Source organism: Bradyrhizobium sp. 172 (genome assembly GCF_023101065.1).
GTDB lineage: Bacteria > Pseudomonadota > Alphaproteobacteria > Rhizobiales > Xanthobacteraceae > Bradyrhizobium > Bradyrhizobium canariense_D.
This window is the reverse complement of sequence record NZ_CP064701.1, coordinates 1,339,958-1,366,172: the sequence shown is the minus strand read 5'-3', so window position 1 is coordinate 1,366,172 and position 26,215 is coordinate 1,339,958. Positions and strand designations below refer to the sequence as shown.

At 64.9% G+C, this 26,215-nt stretch carries 22 protein-coding genes; 10 read left to right on the top strand and 12 right to left on the bottom strand.

Annotation, left to right across the window (positions count from 1 at the left end; genetic code table 11):
* Positions 1 to 188: 188 nt before the first annotated feature.
* Entirely contained in the window at positions 189 to 1,754 is a 1,566-nt protein-coding gene (locus tag IVB07_RS06500) for a glycosyltransferase family 39 protein (RefSeq protein ID WP_018453677.1), read from the bottom strand.
* A 225-nt stretch (positions 1,755 to 1,979) separates the two neighbouring features.
* Here IVB07_RS06500 and IVB07_RS06495 point away from each other — a divergent pair, with 225 nt between their 5' ends.
* The 4 genes from IVB07_RS06495 (at position 1,980) to IVB07_RS06480 (ending at position 5,777) form a co-directional block, all read left to right on the top strand.
* A complete protein-coding gene (locus IVB07_RS06495) occupies positions 1,980 to 3,713 on the top strand; it encodes an adenylate/guanylate cyclase domain-containing protein (protein WP_018453676.1) in 1,734 nt (577 codons plus the stop codon).
* Between the two features lie 135 nt (positions 3,714 to 3,848).
* The gene (locus tag IVB07_RS06490) at positions 3,849 to 5,048 is read left to right on the top strand and encodes a molybdopterin-dependent oxidoreductase (protein WP_018453675.1); all 1,200 of its coding nucleotides are present in this window, start codon (positions 3,849 to 3,851) and stop codon (positions 5,046 to 5,048) included.
* Positions 5,049 to 5,059: 11 nt separating this feature from the next.
* Positions 5,060 to 5,368: a sulfite:cytochrome C oxidoreductase subunit B gene (locus IVB07_RS06485; RefSeq protein ID WP_026232570.1), complete on the top strand. Its 309-nt coding sequence runs from the start codon at positions 5,060 to 5,062 to the stop codon at positions 5,366 to 5,368.
* 208 nt (positions 5,369 to 5,576) lie between these two features.
* Positions 5,577 to 5,777, top strand: a complete 201-nt coding sequence (locus IVB07_RS06480) for a cold shock domain-containing protein (protein WP_007596519.1) — start codon at positions 5,577 to 5,579, stop codon at positions 5,775 to 5,777.
* Positions 5,778 to 5,945: 168 nt separating this feature from the next.
* On the opposite strand, the gene IVB07_RS06475 is transcribed toward IVB07_RS06480, so the two are convergent.
* A complete protein-coding gene (locus IVB07_RS06475) occupies positions 5,946 to 6,407 on the bottom strand; it encodes an Lrp/AsnC ligand binding domain-containing protein (protein ID WP_018453673.1) in 462 nt (153 codons plus the stop codon).
* Positions 6,408 to 6,521: 114 nt separating this feature from the next.
* On the opposite strand from IVB07_RS06475, the gene putA reads away from it, so the two are divergent.
* From putA to IVB07_RS06460, 3 genes are all read left to right on the top strand, one after another.
* Positions 6,522 to 9,521 (top strand): bifunctional proline dehydrogenase/L-glutamate gamma-semialdehyde dehydrogenase PutA, encoded by a 3,000-nt coding sequence (gene putA, locus IVB07_RS06470; protein ID WP_018453672.1) that lies wholly within the window; start codon positions 6,522 to 6,524, stop codon positions 9,519 to 9,521.
* A gap of 113 nt (positions 9,522 to 9,634) precedes the next feature.
* Positions 9,635 to 10,840 (top strand): CoA transferase, encoded by a 1,206-nt coding sequence (locus IVB07_RS06465; protein WP_018453671.1) that lies wholly within the window; start codon positions 9,635 to 9,637, stop codon positions 10,838 to 10,840.
* 192 nt (positions 10,841 to 11,032) lie between these two features.
* Complete coding sequence (locus tag IVB07_RS06460) at positions 11,033 to 11,680, top strand: glutathione S-transferase family protein (protein WP_018453670.1); 648 nt, start codon at positions 11,033 to 11,035, stop codon at positions 11,678 to 11,680.
* Between the two features lie 8 nt (positions 11,681 to 11,688).
* Here the strand turns inward: IVB07_RS06460 and IVB07_RS06455 are convergent, their stop codons facing one another.
* The 6 genes from IVB07_RS06455 to IVB07_RS06430 all read right to left on the bottom strand — a co-directional run bounded on the left by IVB07_RS06455 (position 11,689) and on the right by IVB07_RS06430 (position 16,916).
* The gene (locus IVB07_RS06455) at positions 11,689 to 11,853 is read right to left on the bottom strand and encodes a hypothetical protein (RefSeq protein ID WP_007596528.1); all 165 of its coding nucleotides are present in this window, start codon (positions 11,851 to 11,853) and stop codon (positions 11,689 to 11,691) included.
* Between the two features lie 27 nt (positions 11,854 to 11,880).
* Positions 11,881 to 13,428, bottom strand: coding sequence for a hypothetical protein (locus IVB07_RS06450; RefSeq protein ID WP_247296117.1), 1,548 nt, complete (start codon positions 13,426 to 13,428; stop codon positions 11,881 to 11,883).
* 93 nt (positions 13,429 to 13,521) lie between these two features.
* Positions 13,522 to 14,496: a hypothetical protein gene (locus IVB07_RS06445; protein WP_018453668.1), complete on the bottom strand. Its 975-nt coding sequence runs from the start codon at positions 14,494 to 14,496 to the stop codon at positions 13,522 to 13,524.
* A 269-nt stretch (positions 14,497 to 14,765) separates the two neighbouring features.
* The gene (locus IVB07_RS06440) at positions 14,766 to 15,263 is read right to left on the bottom strand and encodes a TPM domain-containing protein (protein ID WP_018453667.1); all 498 of its coding nucleotides are present in this window, start codon (positions 15,261 to 15,263) and stop codon (positions 14,766 to 14,768) included.
* Positions 15,264 to 15,266: 3 nt separating this feature from the next.
* Positions 15,267 to 16,175, bottom strand: coding sequence for a YgcG family protein (locus IVB07_RS06435; protein WP_085349575.1), 909 nt, complete (start codon positions 16,173 to 16,175; stop codon positions 15,267 to 15,269).
* A 132-nt stretch (positions 16,176 to 16,307) separates the two neighbouring features.
* Positions 16,308 to 16,916 (bottom strand): LemA family protein, encoded by a 609-nt coding sequence (locus tag IVB07_RS06430; protein ID WP_018453665.1) that lies wholly within the window; start codon positions 16,914 to 16,916, stop codon positions 16,308 to 16,310.
* 184 nt (positions 16,917 to 17,100) lie between these two features.
* Here IVB07_RS06430 and IVB07_RS06425 point away from each other — a divergent pair, with 184 nt between their 5' ends.
* From IVB07_RS06425 to IVB07_RS06415, 3 genes are read left to right on the top strand one after another with little or no spacing between them, the layout of a single operon-like run.
* Positions 17,101 to 17,955 carry an enoyl-CoA hydratase gene (locus IVB07_RS06425; RefSeq protein ID WP_204512297.1) on the top strand — a complete coding sequence of 285 codons (855 nt, stop codon included), beginning with the start codon at positions 17,101 to 17,103 and terminating at the stop codon, positions 17,953 to 17,955.
* 4 nt (positions 17,956 to 17,959) lie between these two features.
* Positions 17,960 to 19,108: an acyl-CoA dehydrogenase gene (locus IVB07_RS06420; protein WP_085360485.1), complete on the top strand. Its 1,149-nt coding sequence runs from the start codon at positions 17,960 to 17,962 to the stop codon at positions 19,106 to 19,108.
* Positions 19,109 to 19,123: 15 nt separating this feature from the next.
* Positions 19,124 to 20,320, top strand: a complete 1,197-nt coding sequence (locus tag IVB07_RS06415; protein WP_204512298.1) for an acyl-CoA dehydrogenase family protein — start codon at positions 19,124 to 19,126, stop codon at positions 20,318 to 20,320.
* Between the two features lie 107 nt (positions 20,321 to 20,427).
* Here IVB07_RS06415 and IVB07_RS06410 read toward each other — a convergent pair whose 3' ends face one another.
* From IVB07_RS06410 to IVB07_RS06395, 4 genes are all read right to left on the bottom strand, one after another.
* The gene (locus IVB07_RS06410) at positions 20,428 to 22,752 is read right to left on the bottom strand and encodes a xanthine dehydrogenase family protein molybdopterin-binding subunit (RefSeq protein ID WP_085349579.1); all 2,325 of its coding nucleotides are present in this window, start codon (positions 22,750 to 22,752) and stop codon (positions 20,428 to 20,430) included.
* A gap of 124 nt (positions 22,753 to 22,876) precedes the next feature.
* Positions 22,877 to 23,962, bottom strand: coding sequence for a trypsin-like peptidase domain-containing protein (locus IVB07_RS06405; RefSeq protein ID WP_018453660.1), 1,086 nt, complete (start codon positions 23,960 to 23,962; stop codon positions 22,877 to 22,879).
* A 168-nt stretch (positions 23,963 to 24,130) separates the two neighbouring features.
* Entirely contained in the window at positions 24,131 to 25,006 is an 876-nt protein-coding gene (locus IVB07_RS06400; RefSeq protein WP_018453659.1) for a dihydrodipicolinate synthase family protein, read from the bottom strand.
* A 63-nt stretch (positions 25,007 to 25,069) separates the two neighbouring features.
* Positions 25,070 to 26,035 carry a VOC family protein gene (locus IVB07_RS06395; protein WP_085349580.1) on the bottom strand — a complete coding sequence of 322 codons (966 nt, stop codon included), beginning with the start codon at positions 26,033 to 26,035 and terminating at the stop codon, positions 25,070 to 25,072.
* Positions 26,036 to 26,215: the final 180 nt, after the last annotated feature.

Genomic DNA, 26,215 nt, shown 5'->3' with positions numbered 1-26,215 from the left:
CATCTTGCGCGGCGGACTCGTTTTCCCCTCTCCCCTTGCGGGAGAGGGTGGCTCGCCGCAGAGCGGCGAGACGGGTGAGGGGTTCTCTCCGCGCGCGCCTCTCGCAGTCGTCTTAGCGGATAGAGACCCCTCATCCGGCGCTTCGCGCCACCTTCTCCCGCAAGGGGAGAAGGAAGAAGGCCGCCTTGCTAGGCGAGCGTACGCCGCTCAAACTCGCCCGCCAGCACGCGCCACCGGAACAGCGGCGAGTCTTTCGGCGGCGACAGCTCTGGGGTCCAGCCGGTGAGCTTTTCCAGCGTGTACGTGTCCATCACGAGACCGCGCCAGCGGCGCTCGACCTGACCGAGCGGCTCGCGCTTGGCGGGGATGTTCTCCCACAGTGATGAGCGATTGTCCGGCTCGCGCCCGACATAGATGCCGACGTGGCCCTTGATCCGGTCCATGCCCGGATCGCGAAAGTCCTGGAAGCGGCCGCGCTCGTTGATCTCGATCACCGGCACCCGGCCCCTGAACAGCCAGCGCATCATGGCATAGGTGCGGTAGTCCGTGGTGGCGATCCAGGTCGCGCCAGTCTCGTCCAATGCGGCCTGTGCGCGCGCGGCGACCTGCTCGTAACCGGACTCGGCACCGATCGGATCGATCTTGCCAAGTAAATTCCAGGGCGCGGCGACGTAGTAGAGGAACACGATGACGACAAAGGCGGTGCCGGAGACCACCGCCGTGTTGACCCAGAACAGCGACGATCTGATCATCCGCGCCGACCATTTTTCACGCGACAGCATGGTGAGGTTGACAGCGGCGGCGGCGAAACCGACCGGCCACATGAACATCGGCCAGGTGTCGCCGACGCGGAGGGTCAGCGATTTCGCCAGGAAATAGAGAAACGGCACCAGGACCGCGGTCGACAGCAAAATCGCGACCGGCTCGCGCGTGCTATAGCCGCGCCACGCCGTCAGCACCACCCCCGTCAGTACCACCGGCAGCATGACGAAGCCGACCAGTCCGAATTGCAGGCCGATGTAGTCGCCGAATGTGCGGAGCGAGATGCCGTAGCTGGTGGTGGCGCGCACACCCTGGAAGCGAATCGCGGCCCAGTCGTGCTGCACGTTCCAGATCAGGACCGGCGAGAACACGGCGATTGCGATCAGGACCGCGAGATAAGGATAGGGGCTGCGCAACCAGCGCCAGCGCCAATCCGGCACCAGCAGAAAGGCGGCAACCGCCGGTGCGAACATGATCACGGTAAATTTCGACAGCATCGCGAGCCCGGCGAACAGGCCGGCCGCGAGCCACCAGCGGCCGTCGCCGCCCTGCGCGAGCCGCACCAGGCACCACATCATTGCCACCGCAAACGGGATCATGGCGACATCGGGCGCGACCTTGGCCATCAGCAGTCCGTAATAGAGCGCGGCCTCCGGCATCAGCACCGCGAGCACGACGGCGCGCACATCATGAGTGAGGCGGCGGACGATGTCCGCGAGCAGGAGCTGCGTCACCAGCATCGCGACGATGCCGCCGAAGCGCACACCGAGTGTGGTGTCGCCGAAGATCGCAGTACCGAACCGGATCAGCCAGGCGATGCCGGGGGGATGATCCAGGAAGCTGAGCGCCGTCTCCTGCGACCAGGTCCAGTAATAGGCCTCGTCCGTGCGCAGCTCGATGACCGAGGCGTAGACGATGCGCAGCAGCGTCATCGCGGCGATGATCGCCGCGGCCATGACGAGCGGCCGGCGCGCCGCGCCGGCGGGGAGCATCGTGATGTCGGGAGCTGTCCTCACGGCGGCGCTTTTCGCCAACCTGGGAGGGGGAGTCAATGTTGGGTACCGTCGTCCCGGATCCGCGTGCGCCCCCGGGGGTGCTTGTCCAGGACGACACGGAGATTGCGGCCGCTTGCCGCGCATGTGATCGGGCGCGCTATCCACCCCCGGAATTAAACGCGACGCTGGCTGTTCTCCTTCATGAACTGATACAACAGAATCATGGCCGCAACCGCATCCACACGATTTTCCGATCTTTCCCGCGCCATCAGCGTACGCCAGGTGCGGCTGGTTTGCGGTGTCATCCTGTTCGCCTATGTGGTCAGCCATTTCCTCAACCATGCGCTCGGCAACATCTCGGTCGATGCCATGGAGATCGGGGTCTACTACCACATGCTGTTCTGGCAGTTCCTGCCGGTTGCGATCGTGTTCTACACGGCGGCGCTCACGCATATGGGGCTCGGCATCTACGCGTTGTATCAGCGCCGGCAGTTCCGTTGGCGGACGGTCGAGCCGCTGCAGCTCGTGCTGGGCTTGAGCATCCCCGCGCTGGTCATGGCGCATGTGATCGGGGTGCGGCTCGGTCAGACGCTTTACGGACACCAAAAACTCTATCCGCAGGAACTCTATCTGTTCTTCGTCGCGTCGAACCGTATCTGGACCATGACGATCCTGCTTCTCATCGCCTGGGTGCACGGCTGCATCGGCATCTATTTCTGGCTTCGCCTCAAACCGTTCTTCACGCGCGCGGCGCCCTATCTGCTCGCGGCTGCCGTGCTGATCCCGACGCTGTCGCTGCTGGGTGTCTACCAGGGTGGCCGCAGCGTCGAGGTCGAGGCCGACGACGGGGAATGGCGGACGCACAATCTCACGCGCCGCCAGCTGGGCACCACGGCAGAGGCCGCGATGCTCGACCGCATCACCGGCGGCCTCACCGCCGGCTATCTCGGACTGCTCGCTTTGGCGCTGCTGGCGCGTGGCGCGCGCGCCCTGTGCGAGCGGCGCGGCGGCATGATCGCGCTGTCCTACGGCAACGGCAAGACGGTGCGCGTCCCCAAGGGCCTCTCCGTGCTGGAAGCGAGCCTGCGCCACAATGTGCCGCATGCCAGCGTCTGCGGCGGCCGCGCCCGCTGCTCGACCTGCCGCATCCGCATCATCGGCGATCATGGCGCCCTGCCCGAGCCGTCGCAGCGCGAGGCGTTCGTGCTCACCCGTGTCGGCACCAGTGACCCCTCGATCAGGCTGGCCTGCCAGCTGCGGCCGACGTCGGATCTCTCCTTCTTCCAGCTCTTCACCGCGCATACGCTTTCGGCGAACACACAGGCCTCGACGCCTGCCAGAATCGGCCAGGAGCGCTATCTCGTCAGCCTGTTCGTGGATATGCGCGGCTCGACGCAGCTGGCCGAGAAGCGGCTGCCGTTCGACACCGTGTTCATCGTCAACCGCTTCCTCGGCGCCGTCTCGCAGGCTGTGATCGAGAATGGCGGCCAGCCGAACCAATTTGTCGGCGACGGCATGCTGGCGCTGTTCGGACTGAGCGCCGATCCGCAAACCGCCTGCCGGCAGGCGCTGAAGGCCGCCGCCGGCATCGCCAGGCATATCGATGAGCTCAACGAGCTCCTGTCCCACGATCTACGCCAGCCGATCCGCTTCGGCATCGGCATCCATGGCGGCGAGGTCATCATCGGTGACATCGGGTATCGCGATCACATCGTCTTCACGGCGCTGGGCGATGCTGTCAACGTCGCGGCCCGCCTCCAGGACATGACCAAGACGCTGGCCTGCGAAGCGATCGTCTCGGAGGAAGTCCGCCGGACCGCCGGCCTTGCCGACGATGCGCTGCCGCAGCAGGAGGTCGCGATCCGCGGCCGCGACGAACCGATGGCCGTGCGTGTGGTTGCGGACGCGAGGGAGCTGTCGGCGCTCGTCGATCCCGGCGAACGCGTCGCGGCGTAACACCGGCTTGCTGCAACGCAGCGGCATGGGCCTGCTGCGAAAGCACGAATTGACTTCATCTGAGTCGTTGCGACAGATGAGTGAGAGATCGCGGTGATGACCGTGATCCAACGAAAAGCTCCGGGAGGAGACCACATGTTCGATCGACGCGACCTGCTCAAAGGAGCGGGCCTTGCCGCTGTTGCGACTGCACTGAACTCGACCAAAGCGCTGGCACTCGACACCGTCGCCCTGCCCTTTGCCAATGGCGAACGGCCTTTGGTGAAATATCCGCAGAAGCGGCCGATGATCGGCCTGACCAGCCGCCCGCCGCAGCTCGAGACGCCGTTCGCGGTGTTCAACGACGGCCCGATCACGCCGAATAACGCGTTCTTCGTGCGCTATCACCTTTCCGACCTGCCCTACAGTCTCGACCCCGACAAGTTCACGCTCGAGGTCAAGGGCAAGGTCGACAAGCCGCTCAAGCTGTCGCTGAAGGATATAAGGAAGATGAAGGCGACCGAGATCGTCGCCGTCAACCAGTGCTCCGGCAACAGCCGCGGCTTCCTGGATCCGCGCGTGGCCGGCGGTCAGCTCGCCAACGGCGCGATGGGCAATGCGCGCTGGCGCGGCGTGCCGCTGAAGGCCGTGCTGGCGATGGCGGGCGTGCAGAGCGGCGCCAAGCAGGTCACCTTCAACGGCATGGACGGTCCGGTCAGCGACAAAACGCCCGATTTCGTCAAGGCGCTCGATATCGATCACGCCAACGACGGTGAGGTGATGCTGGCCTATGGCATGAACGGCGAAGACCTGCCGTTCCTCAACGGCTTTCCGCTGCGCCTGATCGTGCCCGGCTATTTCGGCACCTATTGGGTCAAGCACCTCAACGAGATCACCGTCGTCGACAATGTCTATGACGGGTTCTGGATGAAGTCGGCCTATCGCATTCCGGACACGCCGAACAATGCGGTCGAGCCGGGCACCGCGCCGAAGGCGACGATCCCGATCAACCGCTTCACCATCCGTTCCTTCATCACCAGCGTCCCGGACGGAGCCAAGCTGAAAGCAGGCGGCACGACGCTGCGCGGCATCGCCTTCGACGGCGGCAAGGGTATCAAGGAGGTCGCGGTCTCCACCGACGGCGGGAAGACCTGGACCAACGCCAGGCTCGGCAAGGATCTCGGCAAATACTCATTCCGTGAATGGACGCTGCCGGTGAAGCTCGCGGCGGGCTCCCACGAGCTCAAGGTGCGCGCCACCGGCAATGGCGGCGAAACCCAGCCGGATACGCCGCGCTGGAATCCGGCGGGTTACTTGCGCAACGTCGTCGAAACCGTCCGCGTTACCGTGGCTTGAGGGGAATGATCATGCAGCGCACCGTTTTCCTCGCCATCACGCTCGCCCTCGCCGCCGTGGTGGGTTCGGCACTTGCAGCACCGGTCAATTACAAGACCCCCGATGAGGTCGCGGCGTTCAAGCTCGGGCCCAATCTCGAAGTCGTGCAGGGCAATTGCAGCGCCTGCCACTCCGCCGACTACATCAACACGCAGCCGCCGATGAAGGACAAGAAAGGTTTCTGGCAGGCCGAGGTGACCAAGATGATCAAGGTCTATGGCGCCCCCATCGACGATGCCGATGTCAGCAAGATCGTCGATTATCTGGCCGCGACTTATTGACGGATGGCGCGCGGCGCGCCGACCAAGTGACCGCGAAAAGGGCAAATCCGGCAAAAACGCCGCGAAGTTGAGCGGAATTCGCCGAAATGCCGATGTGGTTTGAGCTACCAAGCCAGCCACATTCCGCGTATCGTATTAGGACCGAACCGGCCGGTTGGCGGGGACTGGCGGTTCGAGATCTCGGAGGAAGACCCGCGGAGAAGTCGTGATGGCTAAAGGTACGGTCAAGTGGTTCAACCCGACGAAGGGTTATGGATTTATCCAGCCTGCGTCGGGCGGCAAGGATGTGTTCGTGCATATCTCGGCAGTGCAGAAAGCCGGTCTGTCGTCCCTGAACGAAGGACAGACGGTTGAATATGAAGAGATCGCAAACCGAGGCAAAAGCTCCGCAGAGAACCTCAAAGTATAAGCCCGCCGGCTTTTGCTAACTCCCGGATCGATCCGGGAGCCGGGCCAAGAAATTTTAGAAACGGTCAGTGCACTCGACGACAGGCGTTGCGATTGCACAGGGAGAACTATTTGCCCGCGAAGACCGCCCATTGGACGCCACAGCAATGACAATCGCGACGGCACTTCGTTAGTCCACCGGCAATGGTGCGTCGCGCTTGATCTCCTCCATCACCGCATAGGTTCGCGTTTCGCGCACGCCGGGCATCGACAGCAAGGTCTCGCCGAGGAAGCGCCGATACGCAGCCATGTCTGCCAGCCGCGCCTTCACAAGATAGTCGAAGCCGCCGGCGACCATGTGACACTCCAGCACCTCGGGCGCCAGCTTCACCGCGCGGGCAAAACGCTCGAAATTGTCGGGCGTGGTCTTGTCGAGCAGCACTTCGACAAACACCAGGAGGCCGAGGCCGAGCCGGTGCGGGTTTAGCCGCGCGCCATAGCCCTCGATAAAGCCCTCTCGCTGCAAACGCTTCAGCCGTTCGCCGATCGAGGTCGGCGACAGCCCAATGCGCTCCGCGAGCTCGACATTGGCGATTCGCCCGTCCTGCTGCAAAATCGAGAGGATCTTCCGGTCGGTTCGATCTAATTCCATATTCCGTAAGGTCAAATGACTGGGCGACTTCATTTTCTAAGCCGAATGAGCTAAATTGTCTATCGAGCTAAGGTAGCGTGGGCATTATCCTGAATTGAAGCCACAGGACACGCCATGCCGAACATTCCGCCTCCCTTCTCCGCCGCCTACGCGCCCGATGACGCCGATATCGCCGCGCGCCTTTTGCCATCTGTGCATCTCGGCCCGCCGCAGGAGGCGCGGATCGATCGCACCGCGACGCGGCTGATCGAAGCCATCCGCAAGCGCGACGACCGGCTTGGTGGAGTCGAGGATATGCTGCGGGAATTTGCGCTCTCGACCAAGGAAGGGCTGGCCTTGATGGTGCTGGCCGAGGCCCTGTTGCGCGTGCCGGACGCGCGCACCGCCGACCAGTTCATCGAGGACAAGCTCGGCGAGGGCGACTTCATCCACCACGAGACCAAGTCCACCGCCTTCCTGGTCAACGCCTCGGCCTGGGCATTGGGCCTCTCGGCGCGGGTGATCCAGCCCGGCGAGACGCCCGATGGCACCATCGGCCGGCTGGTGAAGCGGCTGGGCGCACCCGCCGTGCGCACCGCCACGCGCCAGGCGATGCGGCTGATGGGAAATCATTTCGTGCTGGGGGAGACCATCGCGCAGGCCTTGGAGCGGGCCCGGCCGCGCTCCGGCGAGAGGCAGCGCTATTCCTTCGACATGCTCGGCGAAGGCGCCCGCACCGCCACCGACGCAAGGCGATATTTCGACGCCTATGCCAGCGCGATTCTGACTATCGGCAAGGCGGCGGGCAGCCATCCCCTGCCCGATCGGCCCGGCATCTCCGTCAAGCTGTCGGCGCTGCATCCGCGCTTCGAGGCAATCAGCCGCGACGGTGTGATGGCCGAGCTGGTGCCGCAACTGCTGGACCTGGCGCAGCGCGCCAAGGTCCATGATCTCAACTTCACCGTCGACGCCGAGGAAGCCGACCGGCTGGAATTGTCCCTCGACGTGATTGCGGCAACGCTCGCCGATCCCTCGCTTGCCGGTTGGGACGGATTTGGCCTCGCGATCCAGGCCTATCAGAAGCGCGCCGGCGACGTGATCGACTATGTCGATGCGCTCGCCCGGGCGCACGACCGCAAGCTGATGGTGCGGCTGGTCAAGGGCGCCTATTGGGACACCGAGATCAAGCGCGCGCAGGAGCGCGGGCTCGACGGCTATCCCGTGTTCACCCGCAAGGCGATGACGGATCTGAACTACGTCGCCTGCGCTCAAAAGCTGTTGAGTCTGCGGCCACGCATCTTCCCGCAATTCGCCACCCATAACGCGCTGAGCGTCGCGACCGTGCTGGAGCTTGCCGGTGCGAACGGCGGCTTCGAATTCCAGCGCCTGCACGGCATGGGCGAGGCGCTCTACGAGCAGCTCGCCAAGGATCACCCGGACATCGCCTACCGCACCTACGCCCCGGTCGGCAGCCATCGCGACCTGCTCGCCTATCTGGTGCGGCGACTGTTGGAGAACGGCGCCAACTCCTCCTTCGTGGCGCAAGCGTCCGATTATCGCGTGCCGGTTACGGCGCTGTTGCAGCGCCCGGCGGATGCCATCGTCCGGCCGCAGCACGCGGCCCATCCCAAGATTCCGTTGCCGGGCGACCTGTTCGCGCCCGAGCGGCGCAATTCGCGCGGCGTCGAATTCGGCGCGCGCGCCGCGCTCGACCGGTTGCTGACGGAGGTCAAAGCCGAGACGATCGACCTCAAGCCGATCGCGGACGCAACGCCGGATCAGGCCAATGCGGCAGTGGCTGCGGCGCGCGCCGGCTTTGCCGCCTGGAGCCGGACACCCGCAGCCACGCGCGCGGCGGCGCTGGAGCAGGCCGCGCATCTTCTGGAGAACCGCGCGCCCCATTTCATAGCGCTGCTGCAACGCGAGGGCGGCAAGACGCTCGACGATGCGCTGTCGGAGCTGCGCGAGGCCACCGACTTCTGCCGCTATTATGCCGCGCAGGGTCGCAAGCTGTTCGGCAACGATGTGGCGATGCCGGGCCCGACCGGCGAGAGCAATGCGCTGGCCATGCGCGGCCGCGGCGTCTTCGTGGCAATCTCGCCATGGAATTTTCCGCTGGCGATCTTCCTCGGCCAGGTCACGGCGGCGCTGATGGCCGGCAACAGCGTGGTGGCCAAGCCCGCAGAGCAGACCCCGCGCATCGCGGTCGAGGCGGTGCGGCTGCTGCACGAGGCCGGCATCCCCGCAAGCGCATTGCACCTCGTCACTGGCGACGGCCGCATCGGCGCCGCACTGGCCGCGCACCCCGATATCGGTGGAATCGTCTTCACCGGATCGACCGAGGTCGCGCGCAGCATCAACCGGGCGCTGGCAGCCAAGGACGGGCCGATCGTGCCGCTGATCGCGGAGACCGGCGGCATCAACACCATGATCGCGGATGCGACCGCGTTGCCAGAGCAGGTCGCGGACGACGTCGTCACCTCGGCGTTTCGTTCCGCCGGCCAGCGCTGCTCGGCGCTGCGGCTGCTGTTCGTGCAGGAGGACGTAGCCGACCGCATGATCGAGATGATCGCGGGCGCGGCGCGCGAGTTGAAGATCGGCGATCCAAGCGACGTCGCGACCCATATCGGGCCGGTGATCGATGTCGAGGCCAAGCAGCGCCTCGATGCGCACATCGCACGCATGAAGAGAGAGGCGCGGCTGCACTTTGCCGGCACCGCGCCGGAGGGCTGCTTCGTGGCGCCGCACATCTTCGAGCTTGGGGATGCCGGCCAGCTCACCGAGGAGGTGTTCGGCCCGATCCTCCACGTCGTGCGCTATCGTGCGGAAAATCTCGAACGCGTCCTGCAAGCGATCGAGCGCACCGGCTACGGGCTGACGCTCGGCATCCACTCCCGCATTGACGATACGATCGAGGCGATCGTCGACCGCGTCCAGATCGGCAACATCTACGTCAACCGCAACATGATCGGTGCCGTGGTTGGCGTGCAGCCGTTCGGCGGCAACGGCCTGTCCGGAACCGGCCCGAAAGCCGGCGGCCCGCACTACCTCGCGCGCTTTGCGACCGAGCAGACCGTGACGATCAACACCGCAGCAGCCGGCGGCAATGCTGCCCTGCTCGCAGGGGATGAGTGAGGCGCGGCGAGGAGCGTTGCATCCCGCCGAAACATCGGTCTAATGCTGCCGTGACGTGGCCCTCGCCAATTCCAGCGCGCGGGATACAACACGAGTGAGGGAGCAACGCCGCAATGGAAAAGGGCATTTTTGCAGGGCTCAAGGTGCTGGATTGCGCGAGTTTCATCGCAGCACCAGCGGCCGCGACCGTGCTGTCGGATTTCGGCGCCGAAGTCGTCAAGATCGAGCCGCCCGGCGCCGGCGATCCCTACCGCAATCTGCCCAACATTCCGGGCTATCCGACCAGCGAGCACAATTTCGCCTGGCTGCTGGAGGCCCGCAACAAGAAGAGCATCGCGCTCGACCTCGCAAAGCCCGAGGCGCAGGCCGTGCTCTACAAGCTGGTCGAAGAGGCCGACGTCTTCATCACCAACATGCCGCCGCCGGTGCGCACCAAGCTCGGCATCACCTATGACCATCTCGCCCATCTCAATGATCGCCTGATCTACGCCTCGTTCACCGGTTATGGCGAGAAAGGCGAAGAGGCCAACAAGCCCGGCTTCGACAGCAACGCCTATTGGGCGCGCTCCGGCCTGATGGACCTCGTCCGCGCCGACACCGACACGACGCCAGCCCGCTCGGTCGCCGGCATGGGCGACCATCCCTGCGCCATGGCATTCTACGGCGCGATCGTCACCGCGCTGTACCAGCGCGAGAAGACCGGCAAGGGCTCGCACGTCGCCTCCAATCTGATGGCGAACGGCGTGTGGGCTGCGAGCGTGCTGGCGCAGGCAAAGCTCTGCGGCGCCAAGTTCGCCGAGCGGCGGCCGCGCGAACGCGCGTTGAACGCGGTCGCCAACCACTACCAGTGCAAGGACGGCCGCTGGCTGATCCTGTCACTGCTGAGCGAAGAGAAACAGTTTCCGACGCTGGCCAGGTGTCTCGGCCGCGAAGATCTCATCACCGACCCGCGCTTTGCCACCAAGCCCGACCGCCACGCCCGCTCCGTCGAGCTGATCAAGATCTTTGACGAGACCTTTGCGACCAAGGATCTCGCCGAATGGCGCAAGATCCTCGACGGCAACGGTCTCGTGTTCGGCATCGTCGGCATCCTGGACGACATCCCGAACGACAAGCAGATGCTTGACAACGAAGTTCTAGTGCCATTCGAAAACGACACCATGCTCACCATCTCCAGCCCGATCTGGATCGACGGCGCCAAGAAAGTGCAGCCGCGCAAGCCGCCCGACGTCGGCGAGCACAGTGACGAAATTTTGCGCGGCGCGGGATACGATGACGCCGCGATCAAGCAGCTGCGGTCGCAGGGGGCTGTGGGGTAAGGAGCCGACAGCGGTCATACATCCACGCTGTCGTCCCGGCGAAGGCCGGGACCCATATCCCAGAGAGGAAGAGGTCGAACGAAGCTGATAACTCCAAATCTTCGCCAAACTGCGTTCGGTGGTTATGGGTCCCGGCCTTCGCCGGGACGACGACGTAGATCGCTTCAACAATCACAGTCATCGCGAGGTCCCATGCCCAGCTACCGCCTGCACTACTTCCCCGAATCCGGCAACAGCTACAAGCTGGGGCTGATGCTGACGCTTTGCGGCGAGAGGTTCGAGCCGGTCTGGACCGATTTTGGCGGCGGCGTCACGCGCACGCCGGAATGGCGCAAGAGCGTGAACGAGATGGGTGAGATTCCCGTGCTCGAAGTCGACGGTGTGAAGATGACGCAGACCGCGCCTCTCCTGCTCAAGCTTGCCGAGCAGCACGGGCGTTTCGGCGCCGAGACCGAGGAGGAAAAGTTCGAGCTGCTGCGCTGGCTGTTCTGGGACAACCACAAGCTCACCGGCTACATGGCGACCTACCGCTTCATGCGCGCCTTCACGCAAAGCAACGATCCGCAGGTGCTGAAACATTTTCGCAGGCGGCTCGAAGACTTTCTCGGCATTCTCGACGGTCATCTCCAGCACAACGAATTCGCGATCGGAACCAGGCCGACCGTCGCCGATATCTCGATGATGGCCTATCTGCATTATCCGAGCGACGAGCACGGCTTCGACTTCGCGGAAAGCTATCCCGCCATTCACGCCTGGCTTGGCCGCATGGCCACACTGCCCGGCTGGCAGCCGGCCTACGAGCTGCTGCCCGGCAAGCGGATGACGAATTACGCGAAGTGAGGGCGCGGCTACTTCAGCGCCAGCCAGCCGAGCGTGAACAGGATTCCGCCGATGATGACGACGACCGCGACCGCCCAGGTGCTGACGCGGATGCTGCCGGTAACCTGCTTGGCCTCTTCATTCTGCGCGATCTCGCGATTGCGCTCCTTGTTGGCTTCGCTGGAGTCCGTCATGGGTCATCCAAACCGGTTCGAGACAGCCTAACGCGTCTTGATGAAGCACATGCCGATGCGGCGCGAAGCCGCGGCAGCCTGACAGGTCAATCCTTTAGCACAGCTCCATGACGTAAAACTCCTGTCGGTCGATCGCGATCCCGCATTTTCCAGGGAACAATGCGCGCCCCAGCCGTCCTGATATTCGGTCCCCGCCAGCTCAGTGCTGCCGCGGGTCTGCGGCCGGCTGGCAAATCCACGTGAGAAATCAGGACGTTTGCCTGCGGCCATCGCGGTCAGGATGTCACGGCGGCGGACCTGGTCGCCAAGAAAATGCGGCGAGGCCGGCACGATGGTCAAGTTGGACGGCTTGTCCGCAAGCCAATCAACGCCCGGGAAGTGAAAGCCGCCGATGCCGCGGGTCTGGTGGCAGCCGGCGCAGGTGACGTCATTGAGGCGGCGCTGGAAGCCCGCGACCGAGCGGACGTTCTGGATGTCCCCGCGCGCAGCAGCTTGCTTCAACGCACCAACCACATCGTTGTCGGAGAAGACCGGCTCGCCCTGTCCCTCTCCGTTGCGCTCCCCTTGCACCATCCCGAACTCCGGCTGCAACGGAGAAGCATCGAGGCCGGCTGGCGTCGGCACGATTGCAGCCTTGGCCAGGAATTTCTCGGGGATCAGCACCGTACCGCGATCGAAGTCGCGAAGATGATCGGGCGCGAGCAGCCAATCCCTGAAGTCGCGCCGGAGATCATTGTCAGCGAGAATGCGGTCGCGGTCGATCTGGTTCTCCAGCGTCGATTCCTCGAACGTCTTCGAGGCGGCGTCGTACTTGAACACCTTGAGCAGATAGTCGGAGCGGAAATCGTGCAGCGCCGATTTCGCCGCAACTGAGATCTGAATGTTGGTCTCGATGCGATCGAGCATCGCATCGTAAGGGAAGAAGTCGCTGCCGATCAGCCCCTGCCAGTCGCCATTGCCGAGCCAGCGTCGCGCGACCTCGGCGCAGGTGATCGGCTTGCCGTTCCCGTCCATCTGGCGCACGTCGCGCGCCTTCATCACCAGATTGAGCGTCATCGGCAGCCGCGTGGCTGTCCTGCCGCCATCCGGTTTGGTCTCGAAACGCACAAGACGATAGATCAGCCTGATCTCGCCGCAGGAGTCTTCCGAGACATAGGCCCGGTCCATGCGGTTGACGATGCCGGCCAGCACGAAACGGGTGTCGCGGGATTTCAGATTGGCGCGATCGAACAATTGTACGTCGAAGCCCTCGCCGACGCCGATGGTCTCGGTCGGATATGCCGCCTTCTGCTGGGCGACGTAGCGATCGATCTCCGCCTCGATCGCGGGAGGAATCTCCTTGAGCTGCGACAACCACGAAAACATCAGATCGGTCGTCAGCGGAAAGTTCGCGTTCCGCTCCGGCCACAACAGGCGCGAGATCGTGAGCGCATCGTGCTGGTCGAGCTCGCGCAGGAGATCGGGATCGGTGATCGCCGTGCCGCGTGCCAGTTGCGCGTTCTCCGCGGCCAACAACGACACGATGCCGCCGAAAAATACGGCGGCGGCAACGAGAATTCGCAAGGCGCGGCTCATGCCTCAGGTAACACCGCGCAGGGACGGCTATTCAAGCAAAAAGGCGCTTCACATCGTGGTGAAGCGCCTTTTCGGAAATCGGATATGGGCCGCTCAGCGCGCGACGATCAGCCCCTTGCTGGTGACGACGACCCAGCGGCCGTCCTGACGGCGGATCGCATCGACACGGCCAACCCCTGGGATGGGGTCACCGGCATACACCTCGTAGAGGCCACCGCGGCCCTCGACCAGTGCGCCGCCGTTGGAGACGTCGCGCAGCACCCAGCCTTCGACCGTCGGCAACCGGCCGACCTCGGTCTTGGGTGCGACGGGAGCCGGCGCAGCTGCGGCGGTTGCAACCTGGGTCGGTGCGATCGAACCAGTGGTCTCCTTGGCGGGCACGGCGGCTGCGGCCTGGACGGGCGCCGCGGGCGGGGTGGCGCGGAGCTTGTCGACCGTCTCGGACAGCTTTGCGATCTTGGCCATTGGCTCGGCCTGCGCCTTCTCGAGCTTGTCGAGGCGGTCGTTGGTCCGGTTGAACTGGCCGAGGCCGGTCTTGGAGGTATGCTCGACGTTGGCTTTGAGCGCGACGACATCGGCATCAATCCGGGCGACCGAGGATTCCAGCGCGCTGGTGTCGGCAACCTGTGCCGGCGCGGAGCTTGCGAAGTGCATCATCCCTGCGGTCGCGAGCGCGCCGCTGATGGCGCCGACACTGGCTGCAATCGCCACTACCGCGGCCATCGCCGACAGGCGGCGCGCGCCGCCGCTCTCGCGCGGCTCGTCCGCCTTCACATGCGGCGCAAACTCCTCACGGTCCCAGGACCGCTCTGCGGGTGCCATGACGATGAGCTTGCCGGGCTTTGGCTCGGACTTGGTCTCGGCTTTGGGCTCAACCTGGGCCTCGAACTTCGGCACCTCGATCCGCGGCGGCTCAATCTCGATCGGATCAGGCTTGGGCGGCGCCTCGTGGTCAGGGGCAATCGAAGGGGCCTCGATTCCCGCAGACTCGACGGCCTGCGGCGCGGTCGCGGCGGCTTCGACGACGCTCGTCTGCTCACCGGTCGTTTGGGCAGCCTGCTCAGCCATTGGTTCGCTCACAGCTCAAATACTCCACTCTGGATTGACCTTTTGGTAACTTTCATTGCTTGCGAAATCCTTACTTCGGGACCCGCTTACCGAAATTTTAGGGAGTCATCCGGGGCCGAATTGGGCCGGGAACGTGGAACCGGTGTGGCGGGTATGAAGCAATTTGTAACCGGGCGAAGATGAACGGCCGCGCAACGGACAGGGTCTGCCGCCCCCACGTGGTCAACGACGGGCGTGGATGACGCCCGCTCTGTCCACATCACTGTCCGTCACATCAGCACCGGTGCATCCGGCAGCTCGTTGGGGTGCGGGCCGCTTGACGGAAAGTGCTTTGTCAGCTCCCGGGACACCGCCTCGATGCCGCCGATCACGCCGCGCTCGAACTGCCCCGACCTGAACTCGACTTCCATGGCGCGGCAGATGCTCTCCCAACGCTCGCCACCAACCTTCGCATCGATACCGCGGTCGGCGATGATCTCGACATCGCGGTCGGCGAGCAGGAGATAGATCAGGACACCATTGTTGTGCGCGGTGTCCCAGATGCGCAGTTGCGAGAACACGTCAAGCGCGCGCTCGCGCGCCGGCTGGTTGCGAAACAGCGGGCCGCCGTCGAGCGCGCCTTCCACCACGAAGCGGAGCTGGCCGGAATGGCTGGCTTCGCCGCGCTTGATCGCCTGCTCGATGCGGCCGAGCACGCCCTTCGGGAACACCTGCTTGGCACGCCAATGGTGCTGGAGCAGATGCCGGGTGATGCGCCTGATGCTCATGACCTACCAGCTCCCCGAGGCGCCGCCGCCGCCAAAACTGCCGCCACCACCGCTGAAGCCGCCGCTCGACGACGACCCGCTGCTCCAGCCGCCGGATGACGAGCCGCTCGACCACGAGCCACGACGCGAGGACCCCGTGCCCGATCCCGCCCCAAACAGATCGGCGATAAACGTCAGGACAGCGCCGAGCACACCGACGCCCAGTCCGATGACCGCTGAGCCGATCACGAACCAGGCGAGGACACCAACGATCGCTCCCGTTATTCCCGAACCGAACAGCCGCCCGAACATGGAGCGCAGGATGCCTCCGATGACCAGCGGGCCGAACAGCAGGAAGTAGAAAAGCGGCTCGACGTCGTTCCAATCGCCGAAATTCACGCTGCGCGAGGGCGTCGGCAGCGGCTCGCCGTCGATGACGCGGATCATGCGGTCGACGCCCGCCGTGATGCCGCCGGCGAAATCGCCGCTCCTGAATTTCGGCGTGATGGCTTCATCGATGATGCGCCGCGACGTGACGTCGGTGAGCGCGCCCTCGAGGCCGTAACCGACCTCGATGCGCAAATGCCGGTCGTTCTTGGCCACAACGAGGATGGCGCCGTCGTCGACCTTCTTGCGTCCGATCTTCCAGGCCTCCGCGACGCGGATCGCGAATTGCTCGATGGTCTCCGGGTCCGTCGTCGGCACGATCAGGACGGCGATCTGGCTGCCCTTGCGCATCTCGAAGTCCTGCAGCTTTTGCGACAGCGCGGCGATGTCGCCGCTGGAGAGCGTGCCGGTCTGATCGACCACGCGGCCGGTCAGTTGCGGCACGGCGACATCGGCTGAGGCGGGGAGCGCAAAGGTGAACAGGAGCGCGAAGACGAGGACGAATGCTGAGAAGCCCAAAACGGCACGCCACAACATCGTTGTCATCGCCCGCGAAGGCGGGCGATCCAGTATTCCAGAGGCAGCAGTGATTGAACCGTGAAGCCGCGGCGTACTGGATTCCCCGCCTTCGCGGGGAATGACGGTGGTGGGTGGGGCATGCATCGGGGTCGAAGGCACTTACTTCGACGGCGCGGGCGCCGGATTGAAATCGACCTTCGGCGCGGTCGAGATTTCCTTCTCGTTCGCGACCGTGAAGTTCGGCTTTTCCTTGTAGCCGAACATCATCGCCGTGACGTTGCTCGGGAACGAACGGATGGTGACGTTATAGTCCTGCACCGCCTTGATGTAGCGGTTGCGCGCCACCGTGATGCGGTTCTCGGTGCCTTCGAGCTGCGACATCAAATCCTTGAACAGCGCATCCGACTTGAGCTGGGGGTAGTTCTCGGTGACCACGAGCAGCCGCGACAGCGCGCCGGAGAGTTCGCCCTGGGCGGCCTGGAATTTCTGGAATGCGGCGGGATCGTTCAGCACCTCGGGCGTCGCCTGGATGCTGCCGACCTTGGCGCGGGCATTGGTGACGCCGAGCAGCACGTCCTTCTCCTGCTGCGCAAAACCCTTCACCGAGTTGACGAGGTTGGGCACGAGATCGGCGCGACGCTGATACTGGTTCACGACCTCGGACCAATTGGCCTTGATCTGCTCGTCCTCGCTCTGGATCGCGTTATAGCCGCAATTGGTGAGGCTCAACGAGGCCAGCGCCGCCAGCACGGTCAGGATCTTGCGCATCAAATTTCTCCCGGTGGAATCGGGCGCAAGCTACCAGATTGCGCGCGCGAGATGCCAGACATCTTGCGTCCCGGCCGTGGCCTGTGAAAAGCAGCCGATGTACGCAAGCCTCTTGCTTAATCCTGGCTGTAATAGTCAACTTGAGGGAACAATAATGCCAGGTCGGGAACGCCAGGGGAACGCGATGAGCTCGTTCGAGACCATCCTCGTGGAGAGGCCGGAGCCGGCGATTGCCCGGGTCGTGATGAACCGGCCCGACGCGCGCAACGCGCAGAACCTGCAAATGACCTACGATCTCAACGCCGCCTTCGACGAGGCGGTGCAGGACGACGCGGTCAAGGTGATCATTCTCGCCGGCAATGGTCCGCACTTCTCCTCAGGCCATGACCTGCGACCCGGCAGCAAGAATGAAGCGGGCGTGGATTTTCCGCCGATCGGAAATTGGGGCGGCTTCGCCGAAGCAAACGCCCATGGCCGCTTCGCGCGCGAGCAGGAGATCTATCTCCAGATCACCCGGCGCTGGCGCAACCTCGCCAAGCCGACCATTGCAGAGGTTCACGGCAAGTGCATCGCCGGCGGCCTGATGCTGGCCTGGGCCTGCGATCTCATCATCGCGAGTGGCGATGCGCAGTTCTGCGATCCCGTGGTCACCATGGGTGTCTGCGGCGTCGAATGGTTCGTGCATCCCTGGGAGCTCGGCCCGCGCAAGGCCAAGGAATTTCTGTTCACGGCCGACGCATGGAGCGCGCAGGAGGCGCATCAACTCGGGATGGTCAACCGGGTCGTGCCGCGCGCAGAGCTGTCATCCGCCGTGCTGGCGCTGGCGCGCAAAATCGCGTCAAAACCGTCCTTTGCGCTGAAGCTGACCAAGGAAGCCGTGAATCGTTCGGTTGACGTGATGGGCCAACCGGCTGCAATCGACCAGGCCTTTGCGCTGCATCAGCTCTGTCACGCGCATAATCTTCAGGAATTCGGCATGATCGTCGATCCATCGGGCCTACACCCCTCCGTCCGCAAGCCGCCGGCCGCCGCGGAGTAGACGGATGGATCTCAATCTCAGCGACGAGCAACGCCTGCTGCGCGAAAGCGCGGAGCGCTTCGTGGCCGAAAGCTACGATGCCGATCACCGCCGCAAGATGGCGAACGATCCGCTCGGCTTCAGTCCGGCGGTGTGGAAACAATTCGCAGAACTGGGCTGGCTGGCGCTGCCGATCGCGGAGGAGTGTGGCGGGCTCGGCGGCAGCGCGGTCGAGATCGGCATTTTGATGGAAGCCTTCGGCCGCGGGCTTGTGTCGGAGCCGTATATCGCGTCGGTCGTGCTTGGCGCCGCGTTGATCGAGCGATGCGGCAGCATGGCGCAGAAGCAGGCCATCCTGCCGAAGATCGCGGACGGATCGTTGAAGCTCGCGCTCGCGCATTCCGAGCGCGCGGCGCGGTTCGATCTTGCCAAGGTCGCAACCACCGCCCACAGCACGGCGCAAGGCTGGCGCCTGGCCGGTCGCAAGATTGCCGTGCTCGATGGCCACGCCGCCGACGAGATCATCGTCTCCGCGCATATCCATGATCATCAGGGCTCCTCCGGCCGCATCGGCCTGTTCCTGGTGCAGGCGACAACTCCGAGTGTTGCGATCTCCGACTACGAGCGCCTCGGCGGCGGGCGGGCCTGCAACATCGAGCTGTCGGACGTGCAACTGCCGGAGGATGCCTTGCTCGGCAACGGGCATGACGCGCTGCCGGCAATCGAATGGGCTGTTGATCGCGCCATGGCTGCGCTTGGCGCCGAGGCCGTCGGCATCATGCAGGTACTGCTGGATACTACGCTGGAGTACACAAAAATCCGGAAGCAATTCGGCCGGCCGCTCGCCGCCAACCAGGTGATCCGCCACCGCCTTGCCGACATGGCGGTGCAGGTCGACGAAGCGCGCTCGATGGCGTTGCGCGCCGCGCTGAAGCTCGACGCCGATCCGGTCGAGCGCGCGCGGGCCGCGTCGGGCGCGAAGGCGAAGATCGGCAGATCTGCGCGCTTCGTCGGCGAGCAGTCGATCCAGCTTCACGGCGGCATGGGCGTCACCGAGGAGCTCGAGGTCGGCGCCTATTTCAAGCGGCTGGTCGCGTTCGACACGCTGTTCGGCGGCAGCGCCCACCATTATGGCCGCCACGCCCGGCTTGGCCGCGCCAGCGTGCCGGCCTGATACAAGGAGCGCATCATGGACCTGTCGTTCAATGCCGAGGAGCGCGCCTTCCAGGACGAGGTGCGCGGCTTCATTGCCAGAAACCTCACCGAGGAGATGAAGCGCGCGACGGCGCTGACGCCGTCGGTGTTCTCCGATCCCGATATCGGCATGGCCTGGCAGCGCACGCTGCACAAGCAAGGCTGGGGCGCGCCGGGCTGGCCGGTCGAGCATGGCGGGCCGGATTGGACCCCGGCGCAGCGCTGGATCTTCGAGACTGAAAGCGCGCGGGCCGGCGTGCCCAATGTCAATGTGATGGGCGTGAAGATGGTCGGGCCCGTCATCATCGGCTTCGGCTCGGCGGAGCAGAAGAACTTCTACCTGCCGCGCATTCTGTCCGGTGAGGATTATTGGTGCCAAGGCTATTCCGAGCCGGGCTCCGGCTCCGATCTCTCCTCGCTGAAGACGCGCGCGGTGCGCGATGGCGACGACTACGTCATCAACGGCACCAAGATCTGGACCACGCATGCCCACCACGCCAATCGCATGTTCGCGCTGGTGCGCACCAGCGACGGGCCACGGCAGCAGGACGGCATCAGCTTCATCCTGATCGACATGAAGACACCGGGCATCACGACGCGTCCTATCCTCACCATCGGCGGCGACCACGAGGTTAACCAGGTATTCTTCGACGACGTGCGCGTTCCCGTGGCGAACCGCGTCGGCGAGGAAGGCAAGGGCTGGACCTACGGCAAGTATCTGCTCGAGTTCGAGCGCGGCTCCGGCATCGCCTCGGCGAAGCTGCGCGAGGGGCTGAAGGCGATCGCGGAGCTTGCCGAGTCCGATCTGACGGGCCGCGCGATCGACAGTCCCGACATCGCGACGCGCATCTCCGAAGTCGAGGTCGACATCGACGCGCTGGAGATGACCGAGCTGCGCGTGCTGTCGGCGCTGCAGACCGGACAGAATCCCGGTGCGGTGTCGTCGATCCTGAAGCTGCGCAACAGCGAGATCCGCCAGGCCGTGACCCGGCTCGGCGCCGACGTGATCGGCCATGACGCCCTCGCGGTCGAGCCGATGCGCCCGCTCTACAAGCTCAACCACGAGCCGGCGATGCCGGAGGAGATGCTGACGGTGATGCCGGAATATCTCAACGGCCGCGCCTATACGATCTTCGGCGGCACCTCGGAGATCCAGCGCGATATTATTGCGAAGATGATGTTGGGGATCTGAGGGGCACTGGCGCTACATTCTCACTGTCGTCCCGGTCTCACTGTCGTCCCGGCGAAGGCCGGGACGACGAGTTGGATTTGTGGCGACAGCCAGCACGACAATGGCCGCTAACCGCCCACCTTCGCATCCCGGATCGCCTGCCAGATCTTCTGCGGCGTCAGGGGCGTGTTGAGCTGGGTGATGCCGAGCTCGGCGAGCGCATCCATCACGCCGTTGGTGACGCAAGGGGGGCCACCGATGGCGCCGGATTCGCCGCAGCCCTTGGCGCCGAGCGGATTGGTGCGACAGGGCGCGGAATCGTCGAGCGTCACCACGATCGGCGGAACGTCGTCGGCGCGCGGGATGCAATAGTCCTGGTAGCTCGCGGTGAGCAGCTGGCCGTCGGCATCATAGGACACCCCCTCATACAGCGCCTGGCCGATACCCTGCGCCACACCGCCATGGATCTGTCCCGTCACCAGCATCGGGTTCACCGCGACACCGACGTCGTCGACCGTGGTGTAGCGCACGACCTTGGAGACGCCGGTCTCGGGATCGATTTCGACCTCGCAGATATGGGTGCCGTTCGGCCAGCTCGGACCGTCCACCTCGCCTTCGGAATCGACGCTGAGCTTTGCGCCGCCTTCTTTCTCGGCAATGTCGAACAGGCTGATGCGGCGGTCGGTGCCGACCACGGTGAGCATGCCGCCCTGATATTCAATGTCCTCGATCGAGGTCTCCAGCACGTTCGCCGCCTTCTCGCGCGCCTTCTGGATCAGATCGTTGGATGAGACCGCGACCGCCGTGCCGCCGACGAACAGCGAACGCGAGCCGACGCTGCCGAAGCCCGTCGCCAGATCGGTGTCGCCCTGGACCACGTCGATCTTGTCCATGGGGATGCCGAGCGTGTCGGAGATCATCTGGGTGTAGGTGGTCTGCAACCCCTGCCCCATCGCCATGGTGCCGGAATGCAGGACGACGCGGCCCTGCGCGGTCGCATGCAGGCTGACCTTCTCGGTGTGGGCGCGGCCGCCGGTCCATTCGATATAGGAGGTGAGCCCGCGGCCGTAGAGCAGGCCCTTCTTCTTCGCCGCCTTCTTGCGCGCGGCAAAGCCGTCCCAATCCGCAAGCTTCACGGCACGATCGAGCATGTGCGCGAAGGCGCCGGAATCGTAAACCTGCCCTGCAGCGTTGGTGTAGGGCAGTTGCGCCGGCTTGATGTAGTTGGCTTTCCGGATCGCGCGCGGGTCCATGCCGATTTTTCGCGCGGCCGCGTCGAACAGGCGCTCGACGATGAACACGGCCTCCGGGCGGCCCGCACCGCGATAAGCGCCGACCGGCGCGGTGTGGGTCATCACCGACTTCACCTCGAAATGTACCAGCGGCAAATCGTAGACGCCGGTCTGCACGAACGGCCCCAGCACCAGCGGGATGATGTTGGCCGCGCCTGAGGAATATGCGCCGGTGCAGCCGATCGAGCTGACGCGGTAGGCCAGCACCTTGCCCTTCTCGTCGAGCGCGAAGGAAGCTGTCGAGGTAAGATCGCGGCCGTGGGTGCCACCGACGAATTCGTCGGTGCGGTCGCCGCGCCAGCGGATCTTCCTGTTCAGCTTGGTTGCGGCATAGGCGACGATGCCGTCCTCGGGATAGAGGTTGGTCTTCTGGCCAAAGCCGCCGCCGATATCGCCGACCAGCACGCGAACGCTGTCCTTCGGACGCTTCAGCACGGCCTCGGCCAGCACGTCGCGGGTCGAGGCAGGCGTCTGCGACTGCACATGCAGCAGGAGGCGGCCGGACGTCTTGTCGATCTCGGCAATGGTCGAGCGCGGCTCCATCGCCGACGGCACCAGGCGCTGGCTGACGAGATCGAGCTCGACGGTATGCGCCGCCCTGGCAAAAGCCTCGTCCACCTTGGCGGCATCGCCGTAAGCCATCGCGCCGACGATGTTGTCGGGGGCCTCCGGCCACACCACGGGCGCGCCGGGCCTGACCGCCTCGACCGGATCGACCACCGCCGGCTGCACGTCATATTCGACCACGATCGCTTCGGCCGCGCCCTGCGCGTCGGCACGCGAGGAGGCCACCACGGCGGCCACGGCCTCGCCGGCATAGCGCACGACTTCGTGCGCCAGCAGGCGGCGTGGCGGCACCGTCATCGGCTTGCCGTCGGGGCGCTTGAAGATGCTCAAGGTCGGGATGACGCCGATGTCGTCCTTGACGAGGTCGGCGCCGGTATAGACCGCGGTCACGCCGGGCATCGCCGTGGCGGCGCTGGTGTCGATCGAGACGATCTTCGCATGGGCATGCGGCGAGCGCAGCAGGTACAACCACAGCGCGCCATCTTCCGGCTTGTCGTCGATGAACTGCCCCTTCCCGGTGAGCAGTCGCTGGTCTTCCAAACGCTTGACGGGCTGCCCCGCTCCGAAACGCAAATTGCCGGGAAGAATGTTCATTCCACCATGTCCTTGAAACCCAGAAAACGACCGCGGGGGTTTTAGCCGATTTTGCGGTCGATACAACCGAGCCGCGGCACATCTGCATTGCGTGTCACGCCCGCTTTGGCCGCAGATTGCCGGGTCAGGAGCGCTCTATGTCGATGATGCCCACATTGATATCACGGGTGTCCGAATCCCGCTTTACCGTGAGGCGAACGGTCTTACCGGCACCGGCCTGCTCGAGCGCATCAGTCAGGTCGGAGAGCCGCCGCACCGGCTTGCCTTCCACCGCGGTGATGATGTCTCCGACCGTTCCAGTCGACAAGTTGACACCGCGAATCCCCGCCTGTTCCGCAGGGCTGCCGGGGGCTGTCCGGACCACGATCACCCCTTGGACGCCAAGCCGCGTCGACACATCCTCGCTGGCGGCGACGATGCCGATGCCGGGCGTCGGCACGCGGCCATTGCGAATGAGCTCGGGGACAATCCGGTTCACGACGTCCACCGGCACCGCGAAACCGATGCCTGCATTCGAGCCGGACGGCGATATGATCGCAGTCGTGACGCCGATCAGCCGGCCGGCGGAGTCCAGCAGCGGCCCGCCTGAATTGCCCGGGTTGATTGCGGCATCCGTCTGGATGACATTGGCAATCTCCCGGCCGCCATGGGTCGGAAGCCTCCGCTTGAGGGCACTGATGATGCCGCTCGTCATCGACTGATCTAGCCCGAAAGGATTGCCGATCGCAAACGCGGATTGCCCGACTTTCAGGTCGGTCGAGCTGCCGAGAGCCACCTGCGGTGGAAGCTCGCGCACGCTGCGGATCCGCAGGACCGCAAGATCGTAATTGGGGGCGGTGCCGATCAGATCAACCCGAGCCACCTCTCCCGACGCAAAGCGCACCGCGATCTCGCCGCCATTGGCCACGACATGGTTGTTCGTGACGAGATGCCCGTCGCGGTCCCAGACAAATCCCGTGCCGGAAGCGCCGCCCTGCCCCTCCTCTCCCATGACAGGAGTAGCGGCCGATCTCACCGCAACCTGGACAACCGAGGGCGACACTCGTTCGAAGATGTCGATGGTGGCCCTTTCGGCCTCGGACAGCGGACCACGTTGCTCGACGGCGCGCGCGGAGGGGGTTGTCCATGGCGCATGCTGGACCTTCACGGCAGTTACCACGAGCAGCAGGGCGGCAAAAGCCGCCGCAATGATTGCGTAGCGACGATTCATCAGTGATCACCGTGTCGTATGCTGAAGACGATCTCTCGAATGCACATGCCGGGAGGTGACAGAGCCAGCTCACGCAGCAACGTCGAAAATGAATGGAAGTTTCTCGAATCGGGCAGCTAAGGACGGTTCCGCTGCCCGTGCCGGGGCCCATTGCCGCGTGACAAACCGCTACGCCAGCTCCCGCAATGCCGCTTCTACGACCTTGCGCGCATCGGCGGTGAGAGCGGCCTGCGGCGGGACAGGATCGCCGACGTCGTACCCCTGGATGGCCAAGCCGGCCTTGATGCAGGCCGCCAGGTTGAAGCGGGCAAAAGCTTCGTTGATGCGCCACAGCCTGCGCTGGAGCGCCATCGCCTCGTCCCAGCGGCCGGCCTTGCAGAGGTCGTAGAGCGCGACGCTCTGGCGCGGAATGATGCAGGCGGGGCCCGCCATCCAGCCGAGGCCGCCGATCAGCATCACCGCGGCCGGGATATGGGCGGAGGCGGAGAACACCCGCAAGGCATCGCCGCAGCGGTTCATGATCGAGAGCAGCCGGCCGGTGTTGGTCGAGGCGTCCTTGATGTAGCCGATGCGCGGATGTTCGGCGAGGCGCGCGATGATTTCGAGGGTGAGATCGGAGCGCTGGAATTGCGGATTGGTATAGATGACGACGGGGATGTCCACGGCATCCGCGATGGCGCGGAAATAGGATTCGATCTGGGCGTCGGCGAGCGGGAAATACGCTTCCAGGATCGCCAGAATGCCGTCGGCGCCGAGCTTCTGATACGCCTTCGCCTGCGCCACCGCATCTGCCGTCGAGGTGGAGGCGACGCCCGCGACAACAGGCACACGTCCCCTTGCCGCCTCGATCGTGGTCTGCACGACCGCGGTGCGTTGGGCGGCGTTGAGATAGGCGAACTCGCCGGTCGAGCCGAGCGGGGTCAGACCGTGGACGCCCGCGCCGATCAGATCGTCGCAGAGCTTTGCGAGGACGTTCGTCCGCACCGCGCCATCGGCAGCGACGGGAGAGACGAGATAAGGGAAGACGCCGCGAAAATCGGACATGTCAGGTGTGAATCCCGGAAACTGGCTAGCGCCTGACGGTCTTACCAACGCTCGTGCCGGCGATCAAATCCTGATCAGCCGCACCCGCGTGCCCCAGGGATCGATCGCCTCAACGCCGTCCGCTAGCGCCGTGACTTTCGCGCCGCCCTTGCGCAGGCGCTCTTCCTGTGCGGCGAGCAGATCCTGCTTAGCTGTCACCAGCGAGAACCAGGCGAGCCCCGTTGTCTGATCGTCGCGTTGGCCGGCGCCCTCGCTCTGCCACACGTTTATGCCGAGATGATGATGGTAGCGTCCCGACGACAGGAACGCGGCGCCGTTGCGGCTGCGGGTCGGGTCGAGTCCGATCGTGCCGTGGTAGAAATTCTGCGCCTGCGCGAGGTCGCCGACGCGCAGATGCATGTGGCCGATGCGCATTCCGTCCGGTGCCTTGGCATAATCAGGCACGCGCGTATTGGTCAGCGACAGCAGGTCGGGAATGTCGAGCTCGTCGGCCGCCATCTTCACGCTGCCTTCGCTCCACTGCCATTGCGAGGGATCGCGGTCGGCATAGACCTCGATGCCGTTACCTTCGGGATCGTCGAGATAGACGGATTCGCTGACGAGATGATCGGCAAAGCCCGACAGCGGCACGCGATGCGAAGCGGCTGCTACCAGCCAGCGGGCCAAGTCCTTGCGGGTCGGCATCAGGAAGGCGGTGTGATAGAGGCCGGCGGCGTTGCGCGGCTCGATCTCGGCATCAGGACGGGCCTCCAGCACCAGCAGCGCGATGCCGGCCGTGCCGAGCTTGGCGGCGCTCGCCGAGCGTTCCATCACGGTGAGCCCGATCACGTCGCGGTAGTAGTTCGCAACCTTGTCGAGATTCTTCACCCGGAGCGTCACCATGCCGACGCGCATCGGCGTGCGGCTGGCATAGGTCGGACCGCCGCCCTGCGGTGTGCCCTCGGCGCGCGCCGCGCCCGCAGCCGCCATTGCGAGCGAGCTGGCGCCGGCGAGTTGAAGCAGGGTGCGGCGGGTAAGGTCGATGGTCATCAATCAGGGCTCGCAAAAAGGCTTGAGGCCGTACGGCACAAGGTCGAGCCGATTGCTACACGTTCCCGTGAGCGGCTCCAATCACATGTTCGTCGGCCGTGCTCTTACGGACCAGCTTCCCTGCTTATTTCCTGGCCATGCGGCCAGTTACGCGATCGCCCGCGACATCCCAGATTGAGG

What these genes read in the sequence shown, in the direction of transcription:
- IVB07_RS06500 (WP_018453677.1), bottom strand. Translation starts at nt 1,754, where the DNA reads ATGCTCCCCGCCGGCGCGGCGCGCCGGCCGCTCGTCATGGCCGCGGCG.
- IVB07_RS06495 (WP_018453676.1), top strand. Translation starts at nt 1,980, where the DNA reads ATGGCCGCAACCGCATCCACACGATTTTCCGATCTTTCCCGCGCCATC.
- IVB07_RS06490 (WP_018453675.1), top strand. Translation starts at nt 3,849, where the DNA reads ATGTTCGATCGACGCGACCTGCTCAAAGGAGCGGGCCTTGCCGCTGTT.
- IVB07_RS06485 (WP_026232570.1), top strand. Translation starts at nt 5,060, where the DNA reads ATGCAGCGCACCGTTTTCCTCGCCATCACGCTCGCCCTCGCCGCCGTG.
- IVB07_RS06480 (WP_007596519.1), top strand. Translation starts at nt 5,577, where the DNA reads ATGGCTAAAGGTACGGTCAAGTGGTTCAACCCGACGAAGGGTTATGGA.
- IVB07_RS06475 (WP_018453673.1), bottom strand. Translation starts at nt 6,407, where the DNA reads ATGGAATTAGATCGAACCGACCGGAAGATCCTCTCGATTTTGCAGCAG.
- putA (WP_018453672.1), top strand. Translation starts at nt 6,522, where the DNA reads ATGCCGAACATTCCGCCTCCCTTCTCCGCCGCCTACGCGCCCGATGAC.
- IVB07_RS06465 (WP_018453671.1), top strand. Translation starts at nt 9,635, where the DNA reads ATGGAAAAGGGCATTTTTGCAGGGCTCAAGGTGCTGGATTGCGCGAGT.
- IVB07_RS06460 (WP_018453670.1), top strand. Translation starts at nt 11,033, where the DNA reads ATGCCCAGCTACCGCCTGCACTACTTCCCCGAATCCGGCAACAGCTAC.
- IVB07_RS06455 (WP_007596528.1), bottom strand. Translation starts at nt 11,853, where the DNA reads ATGACGGACTCCAGCGAAGCCAACAAGGAGCGCAATCGCGAGATCGCG.
- IVB07_RS06450 (WP_247296117.1), bottom strand. Translation starts at nt 13,428, where the DNA reads ATGAGCCGCGCCTTGCGAATTCTCGTTGCCGCCGCCGTATTTTTCGGC.
- IVB07_RS06445 (WP_018453668.1), bottom strand. Translation starts at nt 14,496, where the DNA reads ATGGCTGAGCAGGCTGCCCAAACGACCGGTGAGCAGACGAGCGTCGTC.
- IVB07_RS06440 (WP_018453667.1), bottom strand. Translation starts at nt 15,263, where the DNA reads ATGAGCATCAGGCGCATCACCCGGCATCTGCTCCAGCACCATTGGCGT.
- IVB07_RS06435 (WP_085349575.1), bottom strand. Translation starts at nt 16,175, where the DNA reads ATGACAACGATGTTGTGGCGTGCCGTTTTGGGCTTCTCAGCATTCGTC.
- IVB07_RS06430 (WP_018453665.1), bottom strand. Translation starts at nt 16,916, where the DNA reads ATGCGCAAGATCCTGACCGTGCTGGCGGCGCTGGCCTCGTTGAGCCTC.
- IVB07_RS06425 (WP_204512297.1), top strand. Translation starts at nt 17,101, where the DNA reads ATGAGCTCGTTCGAGACCATCCTCGTGGAGAGGCCGGAGCCGGCGATT.
- IVB07_RS06420 (WP_085360485.1), top strand. Translation starts at nt 17,960, where the DNA reads ATGGATCTCAATCTCAGCGACGAGCAACGCCTGCTGCGCGAAAGCGCG.
- IVB07_RS06415 (WP_204512298.1), top strand. Translation starts at nt 19,124, where the DNA reads ATGGACCTGTCGTTCAATGCCGAGGAGCGCGCCTTCCAGGACGAGGTG.
- IVB07_RS06410 (WP_085349579.1), bottom strand. Translation starts at nt 22,752, where the DNA reads ATGAACATTCTTCCCGGCAATTTGCGTTTCGGAGCGGGGCAGCCCGTC.
- IVB07_RS06405 (WP_018453660.1), bottom strand. Translation starts at nt 23,962, where the DNA reads ATGAATCGTCGCTACGCAATCATTGCGGCGGCTTTTGCCGCCCTGCTG.
- IVB07_RS06400 (WP_018453659.1), bottom strand. Translation starts at nt 25,006, where the DNA reads ATGTCCGATTTTCGCGGCGTCTTCCCTTATCTCGTCTCTCCCGTCGCT.
- IVB07_RS06395 (WP_085349580.1), bottom strand. Translation starts at nt 26,035, where the DNA reads ATGACCATCGACCTTACCCGCCGCACCCTGCTTCAACTCGCCGGCGCC.